Here is a 21423-nt window from a genome sequence, read left to right as displayed (position 1 = left end):
ATTATCTCATTGCATGGCGCGGCGGTTGCGAAATAGCAGGGCGGGCACGCCTATCGCAATGGCGAAGCCGATCGCCGGCAACAGCATCTGCAGGAAGGCGTAGATGCCGATCGTGCGCCGCGCACCGCCCGAGGCGAGCGCGACGGCTTCGGTGGTGATGGTGGGCAGGCGCCCGGCGCCGATCAGGAGCGTCGGCAGATATTGCCCGACCGAGACGGCGAAACCGACGGCGGCGGCGGTGAGGATCGGGCGCGCGAGCATCGGCAGGCGGATGGCGAAAAGCGTGCGCCAGCGGCGCTTGCCGAGCCCGGCGGCGATGGCCTCGTAGCGCCGGTCGAATGCGCGCCAGGGATCGGAGAGCGAGAGGAAGACATAGGGCAGCACGAAGATCAGATGCGCCAGGACGAGGCCGGGGAAACTGGCGACGAAACCGAGCGACAGAAACAGGAACTGCAGCCCGAAGAGAAAGGCGACCTGCGGCACGATCAGCGGCAGGTAGATGAAGGTGAGCGCCTTGCGCCCGCCCGTTCGGCCCGTGTCGCGCTCGCGCAGGAGGCAAAGGAGCGTCAGCGCGACGGCGACGAAGGTCGACAGGGCGGCGGCGGCAAGCGTGGTTCCAAGCGGCCTCGACACGCGCGGCAGCGTCTCAATCCAGGGCTTGAGCATGAAGGTCGAGGGCAGGGGCTGCGGAAACGGCCAGAGGCCCGCGAGGGACCAGAGCCCGAGCGCGACGAGGCCGGCGAGGACGATCGCGCCCGACGCCGTCATCAGCCCGAGCGCGCCGTGACGAAGGCCGGCATCGTGGCGCATCCGCGTGCCGCGAGCGACCAGCGCCTCGCGCAGACGGGCAAAGAGGCGCTCGGCCAGGACCCAGAGCGCCAGCGCCGCGGCGACGACGGCGAGTTGCAGCAGGGCGCCGGCGGAGGCGACGAAGCGCATCGACAGGTTCGGATCGTTCATCCAGCCGACCAGCCGCACGGCGAGCGTTGCCGGCGTGCTGGGACCGAGGATGATGGCGACGTCGACGACCGATGCCGCGAAGGCGATGACCGCGAAGACGGCAAGCCGGATCTGACGGTAGATCGCCGGCCAGGCGAGATAGAGGAAGCCGGCGATGCGGCCATAGCCGAGCGCAGCGGCGAGCGCGCGCGTTTCGGTGAGCCGCACCTGCGGCAAAGCGGCGAGGGTGACGAGGAGGAGAAACGGCACTTCCTTGACGACGAGGCCGGCGATCAGCGCCAGTCCGGCAGGATCGTTGAGGACGAGAAGGTCGGGCGGACGCGTCCAGCCGGTGAGGCCGGGCGAGACGAGGCGGGCGAGAAGTCCTGAGGGCGCGATCAGGAAGGCGAATCCGAAGGCGGCTGCGGCATGCGGAACCGACAGGAGCGGCGAGATCATCGACTGGACGCGCGCGAACGAGCGCGTTCCGGCCCAACCGGCGATGAAAAGCATGACGATGAGAAGCGACAGGCCGGCCGAGGCGAGGCCGGTGGTCAGGCTGAGCGCGGCGGAGCGGGCGATGCCGGGCATGGCGAGGAGCGCGGCGAAGGCATCCGTGCCGAAAGCCGTTCCGCCGAGCGCCGGCAGATAGCCGAAGGCCGGCAGGACGGTGCCGGTGAGACCTGCGAGAATCGGCCCGGCGAGGATTGCCAGCGTCAGCGGCGGACCGATCCGCGCAAGGCGCGCGAGACCGTCACGCCGCTTGATCAATTGGCGACGCCGTAGCGCCGGCGCCACTCATCCTCGAGCCGGTCCATCCAGCTTGGATGCGGCTCGTCGAGGGCGGGGCCGAGTTCGTCCGGCGCAAGTGTCGCGATGCCGAGGTCGAGCGCATCGAAGCGGGCGCGGTCCTCGGCATCGAGCTTGTCGAGCGCCAGCACGGTCGGGTCGCCCCACACGGAAGGGTCCTGCTTGCGCGTCTGCGCTTCCGGCGAAATCAGGAAATCGGCGGTGACGAGCGCAGCTTCCTTTGCCGACGAATTATAAGGGATCGACACGAAATGGGTGTTGGCGAGCGTGCCGCCGGGAAAGGTGAAGGAGCGGACGGTGTCGGGCAATTCGCCATTGGCAATTGCCGACGAGGCTTCGGCCGGGTTGAAGGCGAAGATGATGTCGACCTCGTTATCGGCGAGAAGCTGCTTCATGGCCGGATAGTTCTGCGGATAGGCGCGCCCCTGCCGCCACATCAGCGGGTGCAGTTCGTCGAGATACTCGAAAACCGGGGCGGTGACGTCATCGAAACTCGCTTCGTCGACCGGGTCGAGGAGCACGGACCGGTCCGCGACCTTTTCCGACAGGACCTGCTTGACGAAGGACGAGCCGATGAAGTCCGGCGGCTGCGGATAGGAGAAGCGGCCGGGATTCTCGCGCGCCCATTGAAGGAGCTCGTCCGCCGATTGCGGCAGGGTATCAGTGGGCGTGTTGGCCTCGTCGTGGAAGAAGACGAGCTTCGCCATGCCCCATGGGCTTTCCAGCCCTTCGACCGGAACGGTGAAATCGGTGCGGATCGTCGACTGGGTCTCGAAATCGACGAAACGCCAGTTGGGAAGCTCCTCCGCCCAGCCGGGCGCGAAAAGGAGCGATTGTTCTTTCATGGCGGCGAAATTCTCGCCGTTTATCCAGATCATATCGATCGTGCCACCTTGGTCGCGGCCCGCCGCCTTTTCGGCGACGACCGACGCGACCGCGTTGGCGGTGTCATCGAGCTTCACATGGACGAGGTCGATGCCGTAGCGCGTGTCGAGTTCGCCGGCGGCCCATTCGATATAGGCGTTGATGTTGGGCGAGCCGCCCCAGGCGTTGAAATAGACGCTCTGCCCGCGCGCCGCCGCGACGACAGCGTCCCAATCCTTGGGGTCCGGATCGGCGGACGCAGGCGTGGCGGCGATTGCCGCGGCGAGGCTCGCCGCTGCGAAAATCTTCTTGATCACCGGGCACTCCCATCATCGGCCAGGTTTCGATTGCGAGCGATTGAGCATGACGCCCCGGCGAGCGTCAACGCACGAAGCCGGCCGATTTTCTCACCTTGGCGTGAAACGCGCGATCAGTTGTCGGGCTGGTAGGCCCACCAGATCGACCAGATGACGGCGGCGAGCGAGGCGGCAAGGCCGAACCACTGAAAGAGGTTGAGCGTCCCGAGATAATCGAGAACGAAATGAACATAGGAAATGGTGCGAGCCCCCGCCAATGCACTTTGACTTGACTGTCAAATGAGCGCGGGGCGTAGCCTGAACCGGCCAAACCGACTATAAACAAAGACACGGGGGCGACCCGATTGGACCGCCCCTTGTCAGAATAGTTTCAAGCCGTCTCTATTCGGCGTCGTTCGCCGGCTCGGCATTGAGCTGGCCGTATTTCTCGTCGCCGAGCTTTTCGAGCAGTTCGAGCTGGGTTTCGAGGAAGTCGATGTGGCCTTCCTCGTCCGTGAGCAGTTCCTCGAACAGCTTCATGGTGACGTAGTCGCCCATCTCCTGGCAGATCTCGCGCGACTTCTTGTAGGAAGTGCGGGCGTCGTATTCGCCGGCGAGGTCGGCCTCGAGCACTTCCTTGACGTTCTGGCCGATGCGCAGGGCGCCGACCTTCTGCAGGTTCGGATGGCCCTCGAGGAAGATGATGCGCTCGATGATCCTGTCGGCGTGGTGCATTTCCTCGATGGATTCGGCACGCTCTTTCTTGGCGAGCTTGCCGTAGCCCCAGTCGTCGAGGAGGCGGTAGTGCAGCCAGTACTGGTTTACCGCGCCGAGTTCCAGAAAGAGGGCTTCGTTAAGCCGCTCGATGATCCTTGGTTCGCCCTTCATGGCTCATGCTCCCGAATTGATCGCGCAGACCGCGCACGCGGTCCAGATATGTAACGACCTCGTCGCCGCTGTCTACCGATCGGCGATGATATTCCTCGGTGACACGGATGATCGTCTCGACGACGTTGGGGAAGCAGCCGCAGCAGCGACCGCGCTGCTGGAGCGAATGATAGACCTTGGCAGGAACGATGAGCTGCCACGGATCGGCGTCCAGAAGCGAGACGATGGCCGCCTCGATCTCCTTGAGCGTGATGATGTTGCAGCTACAGACAAGCATTGCGAACACGACCCTGACCAGTGACCGGCTTGTCCGGACCGGGAGGTGCGCAAGCATCCGCGGCTGAAAGACGGGATGCCGGAACGCGCCACCCGGGTTCAAGGCCCGGACTTCGCCACGCGGCCGTAAACCAGCCGCTTCCCTTTACAAAAGCATTCACCCGCCGCTTGTCAATCCAAACCTGACTGAAAACATCAAGTTGGAATCGTTCTAAGGACGGTCGTCGGTCTCGTCGCGATACTGCTCATGCGTCCCGCGAACCTGCGCGTCGCGCTCGGACCGCGTCAGCCGACGCCGGGTCAGGAGCGCATAGGCGATGGCGGCGGCCAGGACGATGGGGGCGAGGACGGTGACGAAGGACCATTCGAAGGATTCAAACATGGTTCGGCTCCTTTTTCAAAAAGATCAACGTCCGGTCGCTTTGGCCGTTCCGCAAAAGAAAGGGCGGCGCAAAAGCGCCGCCCGTCAATTCGTCGTGTCCGACGGTCAGTCCTGTGCGCGTGCAAGGCGCAGGATGGTCGACGAACCGCCGTCACGGTCTTCCGTCACGGCATAGACGGCACCGTCAGGACCGACGCGCACGTCGCGGATGCGGGCATCGAGTGCGATGCGTTCTTCCGAAGCAACCATGTCGCCATCCATCCGAAGGACGATCAGCCCCTGGGAAACGAGCCCGCCGATCAGGAAGGCGCCCTCCCACTCTGGAAATTCCTCACCCTCGTAATAGTCCATGCCCGAGGGAGCGGGCGAGGGGTCCCAGTAATAGACGGGCTGTTCCATGCCATCCATCTGGGTGATGCCTTCACCGATTTCCTGACCGCCATAGGCGATGCCGTAGGTGATCGTGGGCCAGCCATAGTTGAGGCCGGCTTCGGGCCTGTTGAGCTCGTCACCACCGCGCGGGCCGTGCTCGACCGTCCAAAGCCGCCCTTCGCCGTCCAGCGTGGCCGACTGGATGTTGCGGTGCCCGTACGAAAAGATTTCGGGCTGCGCGCCGTCCTCGTCGATGAAGGGATTGCCCTCGAAGGGTTCACCTTCCAGCGTCACGCGGAACACTTTTCCAAGTCCGCTTTCCAGATCCTGCGCCTGGTCGCGGATCGGCTCGTCGGAACGCTCGCCTACGGCGATGAAGAGCGCGTTGTCGGCGTCGATTTCGAGGCGTGAGCCGAAATGCTTGTCGCCGTCATAGCTCGGCATCTGCTGGAAGATGACTTCGACATCCTCGAGCGCTCCGCCATTCTCTTCATCGGCGACGAGCGTGGCTGAGGCGACGGAGGTGCCGTTGCCGTCGTCGCGCGGCTCGGCGAAGGAGAAGAAGATGCGGTTGGATTCCTCGAAGTCGGGCGCCAGGATGACGTCGAGCAGGCCGCCCTGTCCGGCGGCCGCAACTTCGGGCACGCCTGAAATCTCGGGTCCGACCTCGCCTTCGGCCGTGATGATGTGCATCGCGCCGTCCTTGGCGGTGACGAGCATGCGTCCGTCCGGCAGGAATTCCATCGCCCAGAGATGCGGCAGGTCCTCGGCGACCGTCTGGACGTCGATCTGCGGCATTTCGGCAGGCTGGTCGGCGCGGGTCTGCTCGGGGAAGGCAGGCTCCTGATCCGGCGCGTTCGGGGCGGCGGTTTCGACCGGACCCGTTCCGGCAGCTTCGTCGCCCTCAGCCGGCGCGGCGCCCTCGACCTGTTCGGTGCCGGTGTCGCCATTGGCATCGTCCTGCGCAAAGGCGGGGCCGGCAATCAGGCCGACGGCCAGAACGGTCGAGGCGAGAAGGCGGGTTGTGATATCGGACATGGATGATGGCTCCCTTTTCATGTGGTCGAAAGCCGCGGTTCAAAACCGCAGCGTCGGGATGCCAACGACCTGTGGCCGTGTGCGTTGCATGCGCGAAATCACAGTTGATTTATCTGACGGACCGTCAGGTCCGGGGGCGGCGTGCCAGAAGCAGGACGAAGTAACTTCCGCCGATGATCGCCGCGATCGTGCCGGCCGGAAGCTGCGCCGGATAGAGCAGCGAGCGGCCGAGCCAGTCGGAAACGGTGAGCAGCGACATGCCGATGAGGGCGGCGGCGAAGAGCTGATCCGCCGCGCGACGGGCGCCGAGAAGCGAGGCCAGATGCGGCGAGATGAGGCCGACGAAGGCGATCGGCCCCATGACGGAGGTGACGGCGGCGGTGATCGTCGCGGAAAAGACCAGCATGCCGAGCCGGGCGAGTGGGACGGAAAGGCCGCGCGAACCGGCCAGCGTGTCACCGGCGATGACGAGCGTCAGCGGGCGGCGGGCGAGAAGGCCGATCGCGAGGAAGCCGGCTGCGCCAAGCACCAGAAACAGTGCTTCGTCGGCCTGGACGCGATAGGTCGAGCCCGACATCCAGCCGACGATCGCGAAGGCCTCCTCGCCGCCGCGCGCAAGCACGAACTGGACGATGGCGTCGAGAAGGGCGGCGAGCGAGATGCCGGCGAGCGCCATGATGCCGGGTGCGTAGTCGGTGCGCCTGCCGAAGAGGATGAGAAGGCCAAGCACCGCCGCGCTGCCGAGAACGGCGATGCCCGCGCTCGCATCGTGGATCGAGCCGCCGACGAGGATCGAGCTGGCGACGAGCGCGAGCGAGGCGCCGGACGTCATGCCCATGATGTCGGGGCTGGCGAGCGGGTTGCGAATGAGGCGCTGGAGGACGACGCCGGCGATGGCCATGGCGACGCCAGCGGCAGCGGCGGCGGCGATGCGCGGCCAGCGGAGCGCGAAGACGAGTTCGCTCGGCCACTCGACGCGCCAACCCTCGCCAGTCACGGCGACGGCGAAGGAACTTGCGACAAGTGCGGCGGCGAGGAGCGCGAGGAGACCGAGCGCGGGCATGGGCATGCGCTCGCGGCCCTTCGGCAGGAAGAAACGCAGATGGTCGCGCGCCTTCATCTGCCGCGCGGCGAGCCAGATCAGCGCCGGAGCGCCGACGAGGGCGGCGGTGGCGCCGCTCGGGATCATGTCGGCGGTGAAGTTGGAGCCGTAGAGCGCGATGGCGTCGGTGCCGACCATCAGTGCCGCGCCGAGCGCGATGCTGGAAAGAAGCCGGTCGAGCGTGGAGCGTGCGCTGGCCATTCGCGCGATGTTGGGGGCGATGAGCCCGATGAAGCCGATGACGCCGACGATGGCGACGACATTTGCCGTCAGCCAGAGCGCGACGAGGAGAGCCAGTCCGAGAACCTGCAGGATCGGCACGCCCCGTGCTGAAGCCCCTTGCTCGCCCAGACGCAGCAGCGTCAGCGGGCGGGAGAGGAGCAGCGCGAAGGGCAGCGCGATCAGGAGGCGCGGCCAGAGCCACGAGACGCCCTGCCAGTCGATCTGGGTGAGATCGCCCGCGCCCCAGACGAAGAGGTGGCGGACGTAGAACTCGTTCATGATGATGAGCGTGACGGCGACGGCCGAGAGCAGCAGGTTCAGCGCCATGCCGGCGAGCACGATCGGCAGCCCGCCGATGCCCTGCCGCCCGGCAATGGCGAGCACCAGCGCCATGGTGGCCGAGGCGCCGGCAAGCGCGAACCATTCGCCATAGGCGGCGGCAAGGCCGGGCACGAAGACGGTGGCGGCATAGAGCCCGACGCGGGCGCCGGCCGAGACGCCGAGCGTCATCGGCGAGGCGAGCCGGTTCTGCGTCGCCTCCTGCATGATCGCGCCGGAAAGCCCGAGCGCCGCGCCGGCCAGAAGTGCCATCGCAAGGCGCGGCAGGACGGAATGGTAGAAGCGAACTTCCTCGAAGAGATCGGGAGCGACACTGGTCGCGAGCGCCCATTTCTGCGCGAGCGGCAGCGGGCTCGAGACGCCGAGATGGATCAGCGTGGCGGCGACGAGCGCGATGAGGCAAAGGGCGATGCGGCTCGTCATGGATCGATGGTCAGCAGCGCTTCGGTGAAGGCCTCGGCGAGGTAGCCGATGGAAAAGGCGCCGCCGAAGGTCCAGCTCGGCCGGACGCCGGCAAAACGGTGCTCGCGCACGAAGGGCATCGCCTGCCAGAGCGGCGAGGGGAAGAGCTGGTCGGCCGCGCGGAAGGGCTCGATGTTCAAGATGATGCCCTCTTCGACCGGGCCGAGCTGCTCGACGCGCTTTTGCACGAAGCCCCATGTCGTCGCGGGCTGCGGGAAGGCGGGGTCGAGCCCGAGAGCGAGGAGCGCAGCTTCGGACGTCGAATTGCCTCCATGGACCCGCACGCGCGCCTGGTCCATCAGGCTGATCGCGGTGACCTTCGGCAGGTCGCCGCCGAAATGGCGCTCGACCTTGCCGCGCAGGGCGCCGAGATGCGCGTCCAGCCCGGCGAGGCGCTCGCGGGCGAGGTCCTCGCGGTCGAAGAGGCGGGCAAGTTCGAGATAGCTGGTGCGGGTCGCCTCGGCATTGTCGTGGTCGAGGCTGAAAAGCGTGAAATGGATCACCGGGGCGATGCGCTCCAAGACCGGGGCGAGTTCGGCCTGGTCGTCGGAGATCACGATGAGATCGGGCTTCAGTTCGGCGATACGCTCGACATTGGGCTCGTCGCGGCGACCGACATTCTCGACACCGGGCTCGAGCGCCGGCTGGACCACCCAGAGGCCGTAGCCGTCGGGGTCGGCGACGGCGAGGAGCGGGACGTCGAGCTCGACGAGCTGTTCGACGACGGCCCAGGAGAGCGCGATGACGCGCTGCGGGATTTCGGCGAAGGTCTGGGTGCCGCGGCTGTCGGTGATCGTGGTCTGGGCGAAGGTGGGCGTGGCCATGACGAGAAGAGCCACGAGGACGGCGCGGCGGGAAAAAGCGAGCATCTCAGGCCACGATCGCGATCGGATGGGCGTCGTCGGGATGCGGCAGGAGGCGGATGTCGATGCCGTAGAGTTCGCTGAGCAGCCCGCCCGACATGAGTTCGGCCGGCGGGCCGTCGAAGGCGATGCGGCCGTCCTTGAGCGCGATGACGCGGTCGGAAAAGCGCGCTGCGAGGTTGACGTCGTGGAGAACGACGACGACGCCCCGCCCGGCCGACCGGTTCAGTCCGCGCAGGAGCGACATGACGCCGTATTGGTGGACGAGGTCGAGCGCGGAGGTGGGCTCGTCGAGAAGCAGAAGCGGCGATTGCTGCGCGATCAGCATCGCGATCCACGCGCGCTGGCGCTCGCCGCCGGAAAGCTGGTCGACCATGCGCGAGGCGTAGGAGGTCAGGTCGGTTGCGGCCAGAGCGTCCTCGACGGCCTGGCGGTCTTCGTCCTTCCAGATGCCGAGCGCGCCCCGCCAGGCGTAGCGGCCGAGCCCGACGAGTTCGCGCACGTCGAGGCCGGGCACATCGGCAAGCTGCTGCGGCAGAAAGGCGAGGCGGCGGGCGAGGTCGCGCTGCGATATGCCGTGAAGATCGGCGCCGTCGAGGATCAGCCGGCCGGAGGTCGGCTTCTGCTGTCGCGCCATCAGGCTCATCAGCGTCGACTTGCCCGAGCCGTTATGGCCGATGATGGCGGTGAAGGCGCTGCCGGAGAGGGAAAGTTCGGGCACGGCGAGGACGGTGCGCGCGCCGTGGCGCATCTCGATGTCGGTGAGATCAAGCATGGGCGCTCCAATAGGCCTGCATCCGCTCCATGCGAAGCGCGCGGGGCTGTTTGGGACAGGATTGGCATAGCGCGCCGGGCTCGCACAGATAGTGGAGGCAGCACTGCTTGCGGTCGAGGACGGGATGGAGCGCGCCGCTCTCCAGCCGCACATCTGCAAGCGCGCTCATGCCCGAAAGGCCGGCGGCGTCGAGCCAGCGGTCGGCATGGGCGCAGACGTCGAGGTGGGGCTGATGCGCGTGGAGATGGACGAGCGTGCCGAGAATGCGGTCGGCCAGAAGCCGGTAGGCGATCTTCTCCTTGACCGGCGAAACGGCGCAGAGTTCGGCGTAGAGATGGTCGGCGATGGCGCGGATGCGGACCGCGGTCAGCTCGATCATCGCGGTAAGGTCGGTGCGCAGGCTTTCGCCCGCGGCCAAGCGAAAACCGTAGACCCCGCCATCGGCGACGCACTGGCCCATGCGGTCTATAGGCAGCGCGATGTTCTGTCCGTGCACGGCCATGATGCCGGCCATGGCGGGCTGCCAGACCAGCATCGACCAGCTTCGCACCGCATGGTAGGCGCGGCCGGCGGGCGCATAGGCCGAGGCGATCTCGTCGTGGAGGCGCGCGACGACATCGCCGTCATCCCCCGCACCGAGCCAGCCCGAAGGCGTTTCGGAGAACTCGGCGTCGATGCCCGGCATGGCCGTCCGGACCGCGTCGATGAACGCGGTCTCGGCTTCAGCCCTGTCGAGCGCGACGCCCATGCCCGCCCCTAGAACTTCGAGGTGAGCTTGAGGGCGACGGTGCGGCGCTCGCCGTAGAAGCAGTCGCCGCGCGCGAGGCAGGTGGTGACGTGCTTCTTGTCGAACAGGTTGCGCGCGTTGAGCGCAACGTCCCAAGTCTCGGCCTCGAAGCCGATCATGGCATCGGCCAGGACGTAGTCGGGCGTTTCGATCGTGTCGGCGCCGTCATAGCTGGTGCCGACATAGCGCACACCCGCGCCGGCCTTGAAGCCTTCCCACTCGCCGCCCGGGCGCCAGGTGCCCCAGGCGCTCGCCTGATGGGTCGGGACGCTGGCGAGGCGGAAGCCGGCCGAGGTTTGCGTGTCGAGATAGGAATAGCCGGCGAGAAGCTCGAACTCGGAATTGATCAGCGTCTGCGCCTCGAGCTCGAAACCCCTGATCGTCACGTCGCCGAGCTGCGCCTGGAAGCCCGGATTGGTGGGATCTCCGACGAGGCGGCCGTTCTCTTCGATATGGAAGACGGAAGCGGTGAAGATCGAAGGCGTGCCCACCGGCTGATACTTGATGCCGGCCTCGACCTGCTTGCCCCTGAGCGGGCGGAAGGGCGTGCCAGAGACGTCGGTTCCGGCGGTCGGCAGGAAGGATTCGGAATAGCTGACATAAGGCGAGATGCCGTTGTCGAAGGCATAGAGCAGGCCGACATCCTTCGAGAGGACATTGTCGGTGTCGCCGGCCCCGTCGCGCGCGATGTCGTAGCGCAGGCCGCCCGAGACGAACCAGTTGTCGAGGCGCACCTGATCGCTGACGTAAAAGCCGGTCTGGCGCGTGTTGGTGACGGTGCGGGGCGACAGGCCCGGAATGACGGGAATGTTGCCGTAGACGGGCTCGTAGAGATCGATCGGGGACGCGGCGCCGTAATAGCTTGCCGTACCGAGATTGACATATTGCTGGTCGACGCCGAAGGCGATCTTGTGCTCCAGCGCGCCGGTGTAGGTGTTGGCGTTGAAGCGCACGTCGCCGGTGAAGGCCTGCACGTCCGAATCCGCCACATAGACGACGCGGTTGATGGTGCGCCCGTCCGGATTGATGGTCGGCGGGAAGGCCGGATACATCGAGCGATAATCGGCATTGCTGTCCGAGTAGCGCGCACGCGCGCTCATCGACCAGACCTCGTTGAAGCGGTGGTCGAAGATCGCGGTCACGGCCGTCTGCTCGGTGTCGTAACGGTCGAAGCCGGGCTCGGACAGGAACACGCTGTCGTCGATCTGGCCGTTCGGCGCCGGGAAGATGGTGCCCTGCCACGGCAGGAACTGTGTCGAGGTTCCGGATTCGTTGCGCTGCGCGTTGAGGAGAACCGTCAGGCTGGTGTCGTCGCTGGGCGCCCAGGTGAAGGACGGCGCGAAGAGGTAGGAATTGTCGTCGACATAGTCGACCTGCGTGTCGCTATCGCGGAAGGCGCCGACGAAGCGGTAGAGGAACTCCCCGTTCGCATCGAGCGCGCCGGTCATGTCGACGCCGACCTGCTTGCGGTTGTGCGTGCCATATTCGACGAACGCCTCCCGGCTCGTCTCGGCCTCCGGCATCTTGCTGGTCAGGTTGACGATGCCGCCGATGGAGCTCTGGCCATAGAGCGTGGAGGCCGGACCCTTGACGATGTCGACGCGCTCCAGCGCGTAAGGGTGCGGGCGGACATTGTTGTAGAAGCCGAAGATTTCCTGCAGCCCGTCGCGATACTGGACCGGCGAGACGCCGCGGACATAGGACCAGTCGCCGCGCGTGTCGTAGCCGAAGGTCGCTCCGAAGACGCCGGGCGTGTACATCAGCGCATCCTGCACGGACTGCATGCCCTGGTCGGCAATGCGCTGTTCGGTGATGACGTTGACCGAGCGCGGCGTCTCGATGATCGGGGTGTCCGTTTTCGTCGCCGAGGACGATTCCTGCGCGATCGTGTCGCCCTTCGGGCCGCCGCTTTGCTGGGCATCGCCGCCTTCGACGACGAGCGTTTCGAGAACCGTCGTGTCCTGCGCCTGCGCGCTCGACCCCAATACCAATGCCGCACTCGCGGCCGCGATCAAACGCGCCTTCATCCCGTCCCCCGGAAAAATACACTCGAGCAAAAAATTCGCCGCGTGCCTTGCCGGGTGGCTGGGTAGGACGATCAATCACGTCCAGCTATAATTGTTGACCGTTGGTGTCAACTTTGAATGAGCAGGCTTGCGCAGTCATTCTGCATTCGTGTCCGCACGGTGACATGGGCCCTCAGAGATCGGCCCAGCCGGCGCGGACGTCGCCCACCGCGCGCATGGTCGCGCCGCCGGCGGCGATGTTGGCCAGAATGCCCTCGACCTTGGGCTGGATGAAGCCGTCGAGATCGTCCCAGTGAAGCGGGCGAGCCGGATCGGGCACGCCGCCCGCCGCCCGCCGCGCGGCTTCGTAGAGCGGTTTGGTCGCCTCGGACAGGATCGTGCCCGCGTCGTAGCTGTCGGCGACGAGCTTGGCGCGAAGCTCCACGGCCTGCACGCCGATCATCAGCGCCGCGGCGAGGTAATGCTCAAGCACGTCCATGGTCTCGCGGGCGAGGTTGGCCGAGTTCATCGCCTGGCTGTTGACGTTCTGGTTGAACTGCTCGGCATGGGTCGGGAAGCGGTCGACGATCGACTGGCCGTAAAAGCTCATCAGCGGCATCATCGAATTGCCGCCGATCTGCAGCGATTTCAGCCCGACATTGATGCCGGCCTCCATGTTGCCGACCAGCGAGGGGTTGAGGCCGTAGGAAAATTCCGGCGTCATCAGGAGTGCGATCTGCGCGTCGATATGCTTGGCGATGAGGCCGACATGGTAGCGCAGGCCGTCCATGGCGACGCCGGTATATTGGGCGAGGAAATTGCCGGTGTGGAAGATCTCGCCGGTGTCGGGGTCGATCAGCGGATTGTCGTTGGCGCAGTTCGCCTCGGTCTCGATCTGGCGCGCGGCGGTCGCGATGCCATCGACGACGGGGCCGAGATATTGCGGCAGGCAGCGCAGCGAATAGCGGTCCTGGATCAGCTTGCCCATGCGGTGGCTGCGCCCGCCCGCCGCTTCCGAGCGGATGACCTTCGAGCCGGCGACGAGACGGCCCATCTGCCGCGCCACCCAGACCTGGCCGGGATGCGGCTTCATCGCGTGGATGAACGGATCGAAGCTCTGGTCGGTCGACAGCATCGCCTGTGCGTAGAGCGCGTGGATGCCGAGCGCGAGCGAGGCGAGGTCGAGCGCGCGCGCCGTGGCGTTGGCGGCGACGCCGGTGCAGGCGCCGGTGCCGTTGTTGAGCGCCAGTCCCTCCTTCGGCTGGAGGGTGAGCGGCTCGAGGCCGATGCGGGAAAGCGCCGAATGCGCATCGAGCGTCTCGCCGCCGATGTCGACGAGAAAGGCGGGGTCGAGGCCGATCACCGCCCCGCCGATATAGGACAGCGGCACGAGATCGCCCGACGCGCCGATGGAGCCGCGCTGGTGGACATGCGGGTGCGCCCCGGCATTGAGGAAGGCGAGATAGCGCTCGATGATCTCGCGGCGCACGCCCGACGCGCCCTTTACGAAGGAATTGGCGCGCAGCAGCATCGCGGCGCGAACGTCCTCGGCAGGAAGGCGCGGGCCGGTCGTGCTCTTGTGCTGCCAGACGGCGATGCGCTGGACGTCGGCGAGAAGGTCCGGGCCGACATACTGGTCGGCCATGCCGCCGAAGAGCGTCGTCACGCCGTAGATCTGCTCGCCCCGCTCGACACCGCCGGCGATGACCTGACGCGATTTCTCGATGCGGGCGAGGGTCGCCGGATCGTCGGTCAGTGCGACCTTGGCGCCGAGCGCGACGGCGCGGATGTCCGTAAGGGTCAGGTCCTGTCCATTGATGATGATCGTCATTGCCGGCTCCTCCTGTTTGCAGCAGGATAGGACAGGCGAGAGCGCATTTCCTGTTTCGTTGCGGCGCATATGGCAAGACGCGGGTCAGGAAATTGCCAGATATTGATAATGTGAGCCTGAAAATGACCGAATTGTCCGCGTCCGACCGTCGGATACTGGCCGAGCTCCAGCGCGACGGCAGCCTCTCAAACGTCGCGCTGGCGGAAAAGGTCGGCATGTCGGCGAGCCCCTGCCTGCGGCGGGTGAAGCAGTTGGAGGCAGCGGGGCTGATCCGGCGCTACGTCGCGCTTCTCGACGAGCGCAAGCTTGGCGTCGGGCTGACGGCCTATGTCGAGGTGAAGGTGCCGCAGGTGGCAGGCGAAGCGATCGTCGAGCGCTTCAAGGCGGCGGTGGCGCGCGAGCCGGCGATCACCGGCTGCTTCGTCATCGCCGGGCAGTACGACTTTCTCCTGCGCGTCGTGGCACGCGATCTCGACGCCTATTCGCACCTGACGCAGACCGTGCTCCTGCGCCTGCCGGGCGTGCAGGACACGCGATCGAGCTTCGTCCTCGAAGCGGTCAAGGACACGACCGAGCTGCCGATCGGCGGGTTCGGCCGGCCCTGACCTCGCATCCGGTTGAGATTGGCGCCGCCCTGCGCTACCTCGGATCAAAGGGTTCGGAACATCCATGTCAGTGACGGAAAAGAAGAGCGGATCGCGCGGCGTCCAGTCGATCGACACGGGCGGGGTGATCCTTGATGCGCTCGCCAGTGCGCAAGGGCCGGTGAAGCTGCGCGATCTTGCCGAACGGACGGGAATGGCGGCCGCCCAGCTCCATCCCTATCTCGTCTCCTTCCGCAAGATGGGCATGGTCGAGCAGACGGAGGCGGGGCATTACCAGCTCGGCTCGTTCGCTCTGCATCTGGGGTTGACGCGGCTGCGCAACCAGAACGCCTATCGCGAAACGGTGCGCCGGGTCGCCGATCTCGCCGACCGTCTGCAACTGATGATCGCCATCACGGTCTGGGGCCTGCATGGGCCGACCATCGTCTACGTCCAGGAATCCTCGGCGCGCATCCACGCGAACGTTCAGGTCGGCAACATCTTCCTGATGACCGCGACGGCGACGGGCCGGGTGTTCGCCGCCTACCTGCCGCCGGCGGTGACACAGCCGATGATCCGCCTCGAACGCTCGGACCGTACGCTGCTCGAGCGTGGTCCGTTCGAATTCGACGAGGCGCAATACTGGGACGAGGTCGCTGCGGTCCGGGCGCGCGGCTTCGAGGTCACGCGCGATCTACCGATCCCGGGCGTCAGCGCGGTCGCGGCCCCCGTCTTCGACCATACCGGCCAGATGCAACTCGCCCTGACCGCGATCGGGCCGACCGCCATGATCGACCTCGCCGCCGATGGCCCGGCCGTGACGGGCCTCCTCGACTTCACCAGCCGCCTGTCGAGCGAACTGGGCTATCGCCTGGACGCCGGCTGATCGTCAGTCGTTGCCGCCGGCCAGGTGCCGCGCGGCGATGTAGCCGAAGGTGACGGCGGGCCCAAGCGTGATGCCGCCGCCCGGATAGTTGCCGCCCATGATGCTCGCCGCATCGTTGCCGACGGAATAGAGGCCCGGGATCGGGCGCCCGTCGCCATTCAGGACCTGCGCATTCTCGTTGCAGCGCAGCCCGGCGAAGGTGCCGAGATCGCCGATCACCAGCTTGACCGCGTAGAACGGCCCGTTTTCGATCGGAGCGACGCAGGGGTTGGGCTTGTGCTCGGGATCGCCGAGCGAGCGGTTGTAGGAAGTCGAGCCCTTTCCGAATTGCGGATCGTCGCCGCGCCTTGCATGATCGTTGAAGGTTTCGACCGTATGCCGCAGGCCTTGCGGATCGACGCCGATCCTGCTGGCCAGCTCCTCCAGAGTCTTGCCCTCGAACAGATAGCCCGACTTGACGTGCCTGCGGAACGGAACCGGGGCCGGCTTGACGTAGCCGAGCCCGTATTTGCGCAGGACCCGATGGTCGGCGATGAAGAAGGCGCAGGTTTCGGTCTCTTCCTCACGGCAGCGCGCGGCCATAGCCTGGCAGAAATCGTGGTAGGAATTCGCCTCGTTGACGAAGCGGCGTCCCGAGCGCGTCACGGCGATGACGCCGGGCTTGGAACGGTCGACGAAATGCGGGAACGTGCCGAGCGTGCCGTCGGCGCGGACGGGCCGCGAGATCGGAACCCAGGCGGCCGCATTGGGCAGATCGTCCGCGACCGTGGCGCCGACGGCTTCGCCGAGGCGCAACCCGTCGCCGGTGTTGCCGGGAGGGGCGGGCGAGGCGTGCTCGTAGCCGGACGGCGCGTGGGGGAACATCGCCTTGCGGCGCACCGGGTCCTGCGGAAAGCCGCCTGCGGCAAGGACGACGCCCTTGCGCGCGACGATCTCGACGGGTCCCTGCACCGTCTCGACGATCGCCCCGGTGATGCGGCCCGTTTCGTCCTTCTTCAGTTCGCGAACCGGCGCGCGCGTCCAGATCGGAACGTTGCGGTCGAAGCACGAACGGGCCAGCCGCGCGACCAGCGCATTGCCGTTCATCAGCCGCATCGGCCGGCCGTGAAAGGCCATGTCGCGCAGGAACTTCAGGAACAGCTTGCCGACATAGAAGGCCGAGACGGGCGAGCGGGTGACGTTGAAGAAATGCAGCAGTTCCTTGCCCGAACCGATCATCATGCCGAGAAAGGTGATCTCGGCGAGCGGCGGGCGCAGGCGCTTGATCTCGTGTCCGAGTTCGCGTCCGTCGAACGGGCGTGCGACGATCGACCGTCCGCCATCGACGCCGCCCGGCGCATCGGGGTGGTAGTCGGCGAAGGTCGGCCCGAGATCGAACTGCAGCGCGGTGTTCTGTTCGTAGAAGTCGACGGCCTTCGGTCCGGCGTCGAGAAACGCCTCGACGCGGCGTTCGTCATAATGCGCGCCGGTCTCGTGACGCATGTATTCGCGCGCCTGGTCGATGGAATCGGACACGCCTGCGCGCCTTGCGGGGGCGTTGCACGGTATCCACATCCAGCCACCCGAGCGCGCCGTGGTGCCGCCGAAGACCGGCTCCTTCTCGACGACGAGGACGTCGAGCCGGCGATGGGCGGCCGACACCGCCGTCGCAAGTCCGCCGGCGCCCGAGCCCACCACGAGCACGTCGCAGGAATGCTGTTTCATCTGCATGGTCTGTCAGTCCTTGTCGGTGCCGTTCAGGCGGCCAGATAGCCGCCATCGACCGGCAGGAGAGTGCCGGTGACGTAGGTGGAAAGATGCGAGGCGAGGAAGAGGACCGGGCCGACCAGTTCCTCCGGCTCGCCGACGCGGCCGAGTGGCGTGTGCGCCATGAAGCGGCCGATCGCCTCGGGCGTCTCGCGCGTGACCTTGGTCATCGGCGTCGCGATGACGCCGGGAGCGATCGCGTTGACGCGCACGCCCTGCGGGGCGAGGTCATGCGCGAGCGCGCGGGTGAACTGCAGCACGGCACCCTTGCTGGCAGCATAGGCGCCGAGGCCGGGTCCGGCCGCGACCGACATGATCGAGCCCAGATTGACGATCCGCCCCTGCGTCGCGCGCAATTGCGGCAGGAACGCACGCACCATGTTGCGGATGCCGTCGACATTGACCTTGAAGATCGCGTCCCAGTCATCGTCGAAGCCGGCATCGTCGATCGGCGTACGGCGGATGATGCCGGCATTGTTGACGAGGATCGCGGCCCGGCCGAGATGTGCCTCGATGTCGAGCGCGAAGCGCTTGACCTGGTCACGGTCGACGACGTCGATCTCGGCCGCGAAGGCGGTGCCGCCGGCCCCGTTGATGCTGGCCGCCGCTGCCTGCGCCGATGCGCTGTTGACGTCGCAGATCGCGACGCGGGCGCCGGCCTTGGCGAGACCTTGCGCAATCGCCAGCCCGTTTCCCTGCGCCGCGCCTGTGACGACGGCGACCTCTCCCTCGATGCCTCGCACGCTTCCTCCGAAATTCGTCAATTACAAATTCGTTTGACTATAGCGAATTTTTTGGTTGAGCCAAGCATGAGAATTTGCAAGATTGCGATCGGGCGCCGGGAGGAGGCTGGGTCGATCGTCGGCCCATTCCCGGCTTCGATGTCCGCGCTGGCGCGGTCCAAGGGAGGTCTTGATGAAACGTTGCATCGCCGCAGCCGCGCTGGCTGCATCCGTCGTGTTCTCCAGCCACGCGATGGCTGAGAGCTTCGATCTGCAAAGCGTATTCGGGCTGAACGTCCCGTCCATCGGGCCGAGCCCGGTCAACTGGGCCGAAAAGGTCCGCCTGATGACGGCCGGCGAGATCGACATCAAGGTCCACGGCGCCGGCGATTTCGTGCCGCCCTTCGAGGTGTTCGGCGCGGTGTCGAGCGGCGCCATTCCGATGGGCTTCGACTGGATCGGCTATTGGGCCGAGTCCATCCCGGTCGCCAATCTGGTCGGCTCGATGCCGTTCGGCCCGACGCCGGAAATCGCGCTCGGCTGGATGTTCGAGGGCGGCGGCGTGGAGATCATCCAGAAGGCCTATGACGCGCATGGCGTGAAGGTCATTCCGTGCCATCTCGTCGTGCCGGAAGCCGGCGGCTGGTTCTCCAAGGACATCAACACGGCCGAGGATCTGCGCGGGCTCAACATGCGCATCGCCGGCCTCGGCGGGCAGGCGCTCGCCAAGCTCGGCGCCAACACGCAGCTCGTGCCGGCCGGCGAGATCTACGTCTCGCTCGAGACCGGACGTATCGATGCGGCCGAATTCTCCGCACCGCAGCTCGACAAGGGCTTCGGCTTCCAGAACATCGTCAAGAGCTACTACTTCCCCGGCTGGCACCAGCCTTCGAGCTGGGACTCGATCATCATCAACATGGACGTCTGGAACGGCTTCACGCCGGAACAGCAGACGATCATGGTGGAGGCCTGCAAGGCGAACATCACCGAAAACATGGCCGACCAGCTCAACGCCCAGATCGAGGCGGTCGAGGAGATCGAGGCGGCTGGCGTCGAGATCAAGCGCTTCCCCGACGAGGTGCTGGCCGCGATGCGCGACGCCGCCAACGAGGTGATGCAGGAGGAAGCGGCGAAGGACCCGATCTTCAAGGAAGCCTACGAATCGCTGACCGCCTACATCGAACGCACCGCCCGCTGGGCCGAGCTTCAGGCGCTGCCGCGCTGATCATGCGCGCGGCCCGGCACGAAGCCGGGCCGCCGCTTGCAAACGCACGAAAAGCGCTCGATGGATGGGCCCGCCGGTTGGCGGCGATGCGAGGAGGGGACATGACCAGGCTGATCAACGCGCTCTTCGACGCGCTCGTCCTGCCGGGAAAGCTGGTGGGCTGGCTGGTTCTGCCGCTGATCGTCTCCGTGTGCCTGACCGTGCTTGCCGCCAGGATCGGCTGGAACGCGTTCTGGCAATGGGGCGAGGCGATCCCGGTCCTCGGGCGCGGCATCACGGTCAACACGCTGACCGACCTGCAATGGTACATCTTCGCCATTCTGTCAGTGTTCGGCGGCGTCTATGCCTTTCGCGACAACCAGCATGTGTGCGTCGACGTGTTCTCCGCCGGCCTGCCGAAGAAGGTGCAGCTCGGCCTGCGCCTGTTCGGCGACCTGGTGTTCCTCCTGCCCTTCTGCGCGATCATCTTCTGGTATGGCTGGAGCTTCGCGCTGACGTCGTTCAATTCGGGCGAGGGCTCCACCTATGGCGGGCTGATGGATCGATGGCTGATCAAGTCCATCATCCCGATCGGCTTCGCCCTTCTGGGCATCGCCGCCCTTGCGCGTGCGATCCAGACTTTGCGTGAAATCATTGCGGCCCCCGCGGCCGGCGAAACGGAAATCCGATGAGCGAATATCTCTGGCCGATGGCCATGCTGGCCGGGCTCGTGCTCGGTATCTTCTCGGGCTATCCGGTCGCCTTCGTCCTGTCGGGCATCGGCATCCTCTTCGCCGTTTTGGCCGGCGTGCCGATGTTGTTCCTGTCGACCGGCGTCTCGCGCATCTATTCGGGCATCCTGACGAACTGGCTCCTGATCGCGATCCCGCTCTTCGTCTTCATGGGGCTGATGCTGGAGCGCTCGGGCGTCGCCGAGCGGCTCTTGAAGTCGCTCGCCGCCCTGTTCGGGCGGTTGCCGGGCGGCTATGCCTTCGCCGTCGCCATCATCGGCGTGGTGATGGCCGCGTCGACCGGCATCATCGGCGCGTCGGTGGTGCTGATGGGCATGATGGCGCTGCCGGCGATGCAGCAGGCGCGCTACGATCCGAAGATCTCGACAGGCCTCATCGCCGCTTCCGGCACGCTCGGCATCCTCATCCCGCCCTCGATCATGCTGATCGTGCTCGGCGACCAGTTGCGCATTTCGGTCGGCGACCTGTTCATGGGCGCGATCGGGCCGGGGCTGATGCTCGCAGGGCTCTATTTCGTCTATCTGATCGCGATCGCCTTCTTCCAGCCGCACCGGATGCCGGCGGGCGAGCCCGAACGGGCGGCAAGCCGCGGCGCGGCCGCAATCCAGCTCGCACGCGACCTCCTGGCGCCCGTCCTGCTGATCGCCGCGGTGCTGGGCACCATCATCGCCGGCATCGCGACACCAACCGAAGCCGCCGCGATCGGCGCGGCCGGCGCGCTCCTGCTGGCGCTGATCTCGCGCCGGCTCGATTTCGCGACATTGCGAACCTCTTTGCGCGACACCACCAAGACCACCGCCATGATCATCTTCGTGATGATCGGCGCGACGATCTTTTCGGTCATCTTCCGTCGGCTCGGCGGCGACGAGATGGTGATCCACGCCTTCGACGCCCTCGGCACCGGGCCCTATTTCGTGCTGTTCGTCATCATGGCGCTGGTGTTCATCCTGGGCTTCTTCCTCGACTGGGTGGAGATCGCGCTCGTCGTGGTGCCGCTCGTCGCGCCGGTCGTGGCAAGCCTCGATTTCGGGATGCCGCAAAGCCAGGTGCTGGCATGGTTTGCCATCGCGCTTGCGGTCAACATGCAGACCTCGTTCCTGACGCCGCCCTTCGGCTACGCCCTGTTCTACCTGCGCGGCGTCGCGCCCGACGTCTCGATCGGCACCATCTATCGCGGCATCGTCCCGTTCGTGCTGCTGCAACTGACGGCGCTGCTGATGCTCATCATCTTCCCGCAGATCAGCCTGTGGCTGCCGGCCTATCTGGCAAAATAGAGG

At 66.3% G+C, this 21423-nt stretch carries 20 protein-coding genes; 5 read left to right on the top strand and 15 right to left on the bottom strand.

The window, feature by feature from the left end; all coding sequences use genetic code 11:
* Positions 1-6: 6 nt before the first annotated feature.
* The 13 genes from ALII_RS0108290 to ALII_RS0108230 all read right to left on the bottom strand — a co-directional run bounded on the left by ALII_RS0108290 (position 7) and on the right by ALII_RS0108230 (position 14252).
* Positions 7-1707 carry an ABC transporter permease subunit gene (locus ALII_RS0108290; protein ID WP_051375812.1) on the bottom strand — a complete coding sequence of 567 codons (1701 nt, stop codon included), beginning with the start codon at positions 1705-1707 and terminating at the stop codon, positions 7-9.
* Complete coding sequence (locus ALII_RS0108285) at positions 1707-2930, bottom strand: ABC transporter substrate-binding protein (protein WP_024586853.1); 1224 nt, start codon at positions 2928-2930, stop codon at positions 1707-1709. The genes ALII_RS0108290 and ALII_RS0108285 overlap by 1 nt, the downstream gene beginning before the upstream one ends.
* A gap of 113 nt (positions 2931-3043) precedes the next feature.
* The gene (locus ALII_RS22675; protein ID WP_161632251.1) at positions 3044-3187 is read right to left on the bottom strand and encodes a hypothetical protein; all 144 of its coding nucleotides are present in this window, start codon (positions 3185-3187) and stop codon (positions 3044-3046) included.
* A gap of 124 nt (positions 3188-3311) precedes the next feature.
* Positions 3312-3797 carry a bacterioferritin gene (bfr, locus tag ALII_RS0108275; RefSeq protein WP_024586852.1) on the bottom strand — a complete coding sequence of 162 codons (486 nt, stop codon included), beginning with the start codon at positions 3795-3797 and terminating at the stop codon, positions 3312-3314.
* Complete coding sequence (locus tag ALII_RS0108270) at positions 3763-4074, bottom strand: (2Fe-2S)-binding protein (protein ID WP_024586851.1); 312 nt, start codon at positions 4072-4074, stop codon at positions 3763-3765. The genes bfr and ALII_RS0108270 overlap by 35 nt, the downstream gene beginning before the upstream one ends.
* 210 nt (positions 4075-4284) lie before the next feature.
* On the bottom strand, positions 4285-4455 hold the full coding sequence (locus tag ALII_RS22870) for a hypothetical protein (RefSeq protein ID WP_173401403.1): 171 nt from the start codon (positions 4453-4455) through the stop codon (positions 4285-4287).
* 105 nt (positions 4456-4560) lie between these two features.
* Positions 4561-5865 (bottom strand): PQQ-dependent sugar dehydrogenase, encoded by a 1305-nt coding sequence (locus tag ALII_RS0108260; RefSeq protein WP_024586850.1) that lies wholly within the window; start codon positions 5863-5865, stop codon positions 4561-4563.
* Between the two features lie 124 nt (positions 5866-5989).
* Positions 5990-7951 (bottom strand): Fe(3+)-hydroxamate ABC transporter permease FhuB, encoded by a 1962-nt coding sequence (gene fhuB / locus ALII_RS0108255; protein WP_024586849.1) that lies wholly within the window; start codon positions 7949-7951, stop codon positions 5990-5992.
* A complete protein-coding gene (locus ALII_RS0108250; protein WP_024586848.1) occupies positions 7948-8859 on the bottom strand; it encodes an iron-siderophore ABC transporter substrate-binding protein in 912 nt (303 codons plus the stop codon). The genes fhuB and ALII_RS0108250 overlap by 4 nt, the downstream gene beginning before the upstream one ends.
* A gap of 1 nt (position 8860) precedes the next feature.
* Positions 8861-9628: an ABC transporter ATP-binding protein gene (locus ALII_RS0108245; RefSeq protein WP_024586847.1), complete on the bottom strand. Its 768-nt coding sequence runs from the start codon at positions 9626-9628 to the stop codon at positions 8861-8863.
* Positions 9621-10376 carry a siderophore ferric iron reductase gene (locus tag ALII_RS0108240; RefSeq protein ID WP_024586846.1) on the bottom strand — a complete coding sequence of 252 codons (756 nt, stop codon included), beginning with the start codon at positions 10374-10376 and terminating at the stop codon, positions 9621-9623. The genes ALII_RS0108245 and ALII_RS0108240 overlap by 8 nt, the downstream gene beginning before the upstream one ends.
* 8 nt (positions 10377-10384) lie before the next feature.
* On the bottom strand, positions 10385-12442 hold the full coding sequence (locus ALII_RS0108235; RefSeq protein WP_024586845.1) for a TonB-dependent siderophore receptor: 2058 nt from the start codon (positions 12440-12442) through the stop codon (positions 10385-10387).
* Between the two features lie 172 nt (positions 12443-12614).
* Entirely contained in the window at positions 12615-14252 is a 1638-nt protein-coding gene (locus tag ALII_RS0108230) for an aromatic amino acid ammonia-lyase (RefSeq protein WP_051375809.1), read from the bottom strand.
* Positions 14253-14374: 122 nt separating this feature from the next.
* Between ALII_RS0108230 and ALII_RS0108225 the strand changes: the two genes are divergently transcribed.
* A complete protein-coding gene (locus ALII_RS0108225) occupies positions 14375-14857 on the top strand; it encodes an Lrp/AsnC family transcriptional regulator (RefSeq protein ID WP_024586843.1) in 483 nt (160 codons plus the stop codon).
* A gap of 64 nt (positions 14858-14921) precedes the next feature.
* Positions 14922-15722: an IclR family transcriptional regulator gene (locus ALII_RS0108220; RefSeq protein ID WP_024586842.1), complete on the top strand. Its 801-nt coding sequence runs from the start codon at positions 14922-14924 to the stop codon at positions 15720-15722.
* A gap of 3 nt (positions 15723-15725) precedes the next feature.
* On the opposite strand, the gene ALII_RS0108215 is transcribed toward ALII_RS0108220, so the two are convergent.
* The gene (locus ALII_RS0108215) at positions 15726-17426 is read right to left on the bottom strand and encodes an FAD-dependent oxidoreductase (RefSeq protein ID WP_024586841.1); all 1701 of its coding nucleotides are present in this window, start codon (positions 17424-17426) and stop codon (positions 15726-15728) included.
* Positions 17427-17458: 32 nt separating this feature from the next.
* A complete protein-coding gene (locus tag ALII_RS0108210; protein WP_024586840.1) occupies positions 17459-18211 on the bottom strand; it encodes a glucose 1-dehydrogenase in 753 nt (250 codons plus the stop codon).
* A 172-nt stretch (positions 18212-18383) separates the two neighbouring features.
* Between ALII_RS0108210 and ALII_RS0108205 the strand changes: the two genes are divergently transcribed.
* The 3 genes from ALII_RS0108205 (at position 18384) to ALII_RS0108195 (ending at position 21420) form a co-directional block, all read left to right on the top strand.
* Positions 18384-19415, top strand: coding sequence for a TRAP transporter substrate-binding protein (locus ALII_RS0108205; RefSeq protein WP_024586839.1), 1032 nt, complete (start codon positions 18384-18386; stop codon positions 19413-19415).
* A gap of 101 nt (positions 19416-19516) precedes the next feature.
* Positions 19517-20086, top strand: coding sequence for a TRAP transporter small permease subunit (locus ALII_RS0108200; protein WP_024586838.1), 570 nt, complete (start codon positions 19517-19519; stop codon positions 20084-20086).
* Positions 20083-21420: a TRAP transporter large permease subunit gene (locus tag ALII_RS0108195; RefSeq protein WP_024586837.1), complete on the top strand. Its 1338-nt coding sequence runs from the start codon at positions 20083-20085 to the stop codon at positions 21418-21420. Before ALII_RS0108200 ends, ALII_RS0108195 begins: the two co-directional genes overlap by 4 nt.
* Positions 21421-21423: the final 3 nt, after the last annotated feature.

Source organism: Aliihoeflea sp. 2WW, from assembly GCF_000497755.1.
GTDB lineage: Bacteria > Pseudomonadota > Alphaproteobacteria > Rhizobiales > Rhizobiaceae > Aliihoeflea.
Note: the sequence above shows the minus strand (reverse complement) of the source record. Positions and strands in the feature narration are given on the sequence as shown.

What these genes read in the sequence shown, in the direction of transcription:
- bfr (WP_024586852.1), bottom strand. Translation starts at nt 3,797, where the DNA reads ATGAAGGGCGAACCAAGGATCATCGAGCGGCTTAACGAAGCCCTCTTT.
- ALII_RS0108270 (WP_024586851.1), bottom strand. Translation starts at nt 4,074, where the DNA reads ATGCTTGTCTGTAGCTGCAACATCATCACGCTCAAGGAGATCGAGGCG.
- ALII_RS22870 (WP_173401403.1), bottom strand. Translation starts at nt 4,455, where the DNA reads ATGTTTGAATCCTTCGAATGGTCCTTCGTCACCGTCCTCGCCCCCATC.
- ALII_RS0108260 (WP_024586850.1), bottom strand. Translation starts at nt 5,865, where the DNA reads ATGTCCGATATCACAACCCGCCTTCTCGCCTCGACCGTTCTGGCCGTC.
- fhuB (WP_024586849.1), bottom strand. Translation starts at nt 7,951, where the DNA reads ATGACGAGCCGCATCGCCCTTTGCCTCATCGCGCTCGTCGCCGCCACG.
- ALII_RS0108250 (WP_024586848.1), bottom strand. Translation starts at nt 8,859, where the DNA reads ATGCTCGCTTTTTCCCGCCGCGCCGTCCTCGTGGCTCTTCTCGTCATG.
- ALII_RS0108245 (WP_024586847.1), bottom strand. Translation starts at nt 9,628, where the DNA reads ATGCTTGATCTCACCGACATCGAGATGCGCCACGGCGCGCGCACCGTC.
- ALII_RS0108240 (WP_024586846.1), bottom strand. Translation starts at nt 10,376, where the DNA reads ATGGGCGTCGCGCTCGACAGGGCTGAAGCCGAGACCGCGTTCATCGAC.
- ALII_RS0108235 (WP_024586845.1), bottom strand. Translation starts at nt 12,442, where the DNA reads ATGAAGGCGCGTTTGATCGCGGCCGCGAGTGCGGCATTGGTATTGGGG.
- ALII_RS0108230 (WP_051375809.1), bottom strand. Translation starts at nt 14,252, where the DNA reads ATGACGATCATCATCAATGGACAGGACCTGACCCTTACGGACATCCGC.
- ALII_RS0108225 (WP_024586843.1), top strand. Translation starts at nt 14,375, where the DNA reads ATGACCGAATTGTCCGCGTCCGACCGTCGGATACTGGCCGAGCTCCAG.
- ALII_RS0108220 (WP_024586842.1), top strand. Translation starts at nt 14,922, where the DNA reads ATGTCAGTGACGGAAAAGAAGAGCGGATCGCGCGGCGTCCAGTCGATC.
- ALII_RS0108215 (WP_024586841.1), bottom strand. Translation starts at nt 17,426, where the DNA reads ATGAAACAGCATTCCTGCGACGTGCTCGTGGTGGGCTCGGGCGCCGGC.
- ALII_RS0108205 (WP_024586839.1), top strand. Translation starts at nt 18,384, where the DNA reads ATGAAACGTTGCATCGCCGCAGCCGCGCTGGCTGCATCCGTCGTGTTC.
- ALII_RS0108200 (WP_024586838.1), top strand. Translation starts at nt 19,517, where the DNA reads ATGACCAGGCTGATCAACGCGCTCTTCGACGCGCTCGTCCTGCCGGGA.
- ALII_RS0108195 (WP_024586837.1), top strand. Translation starts at nt 20,083, where the DNA reads ATGAGCGAATATCTCTGGCCGATGGCCATGCTGGCCGGGCTCGTGCTC.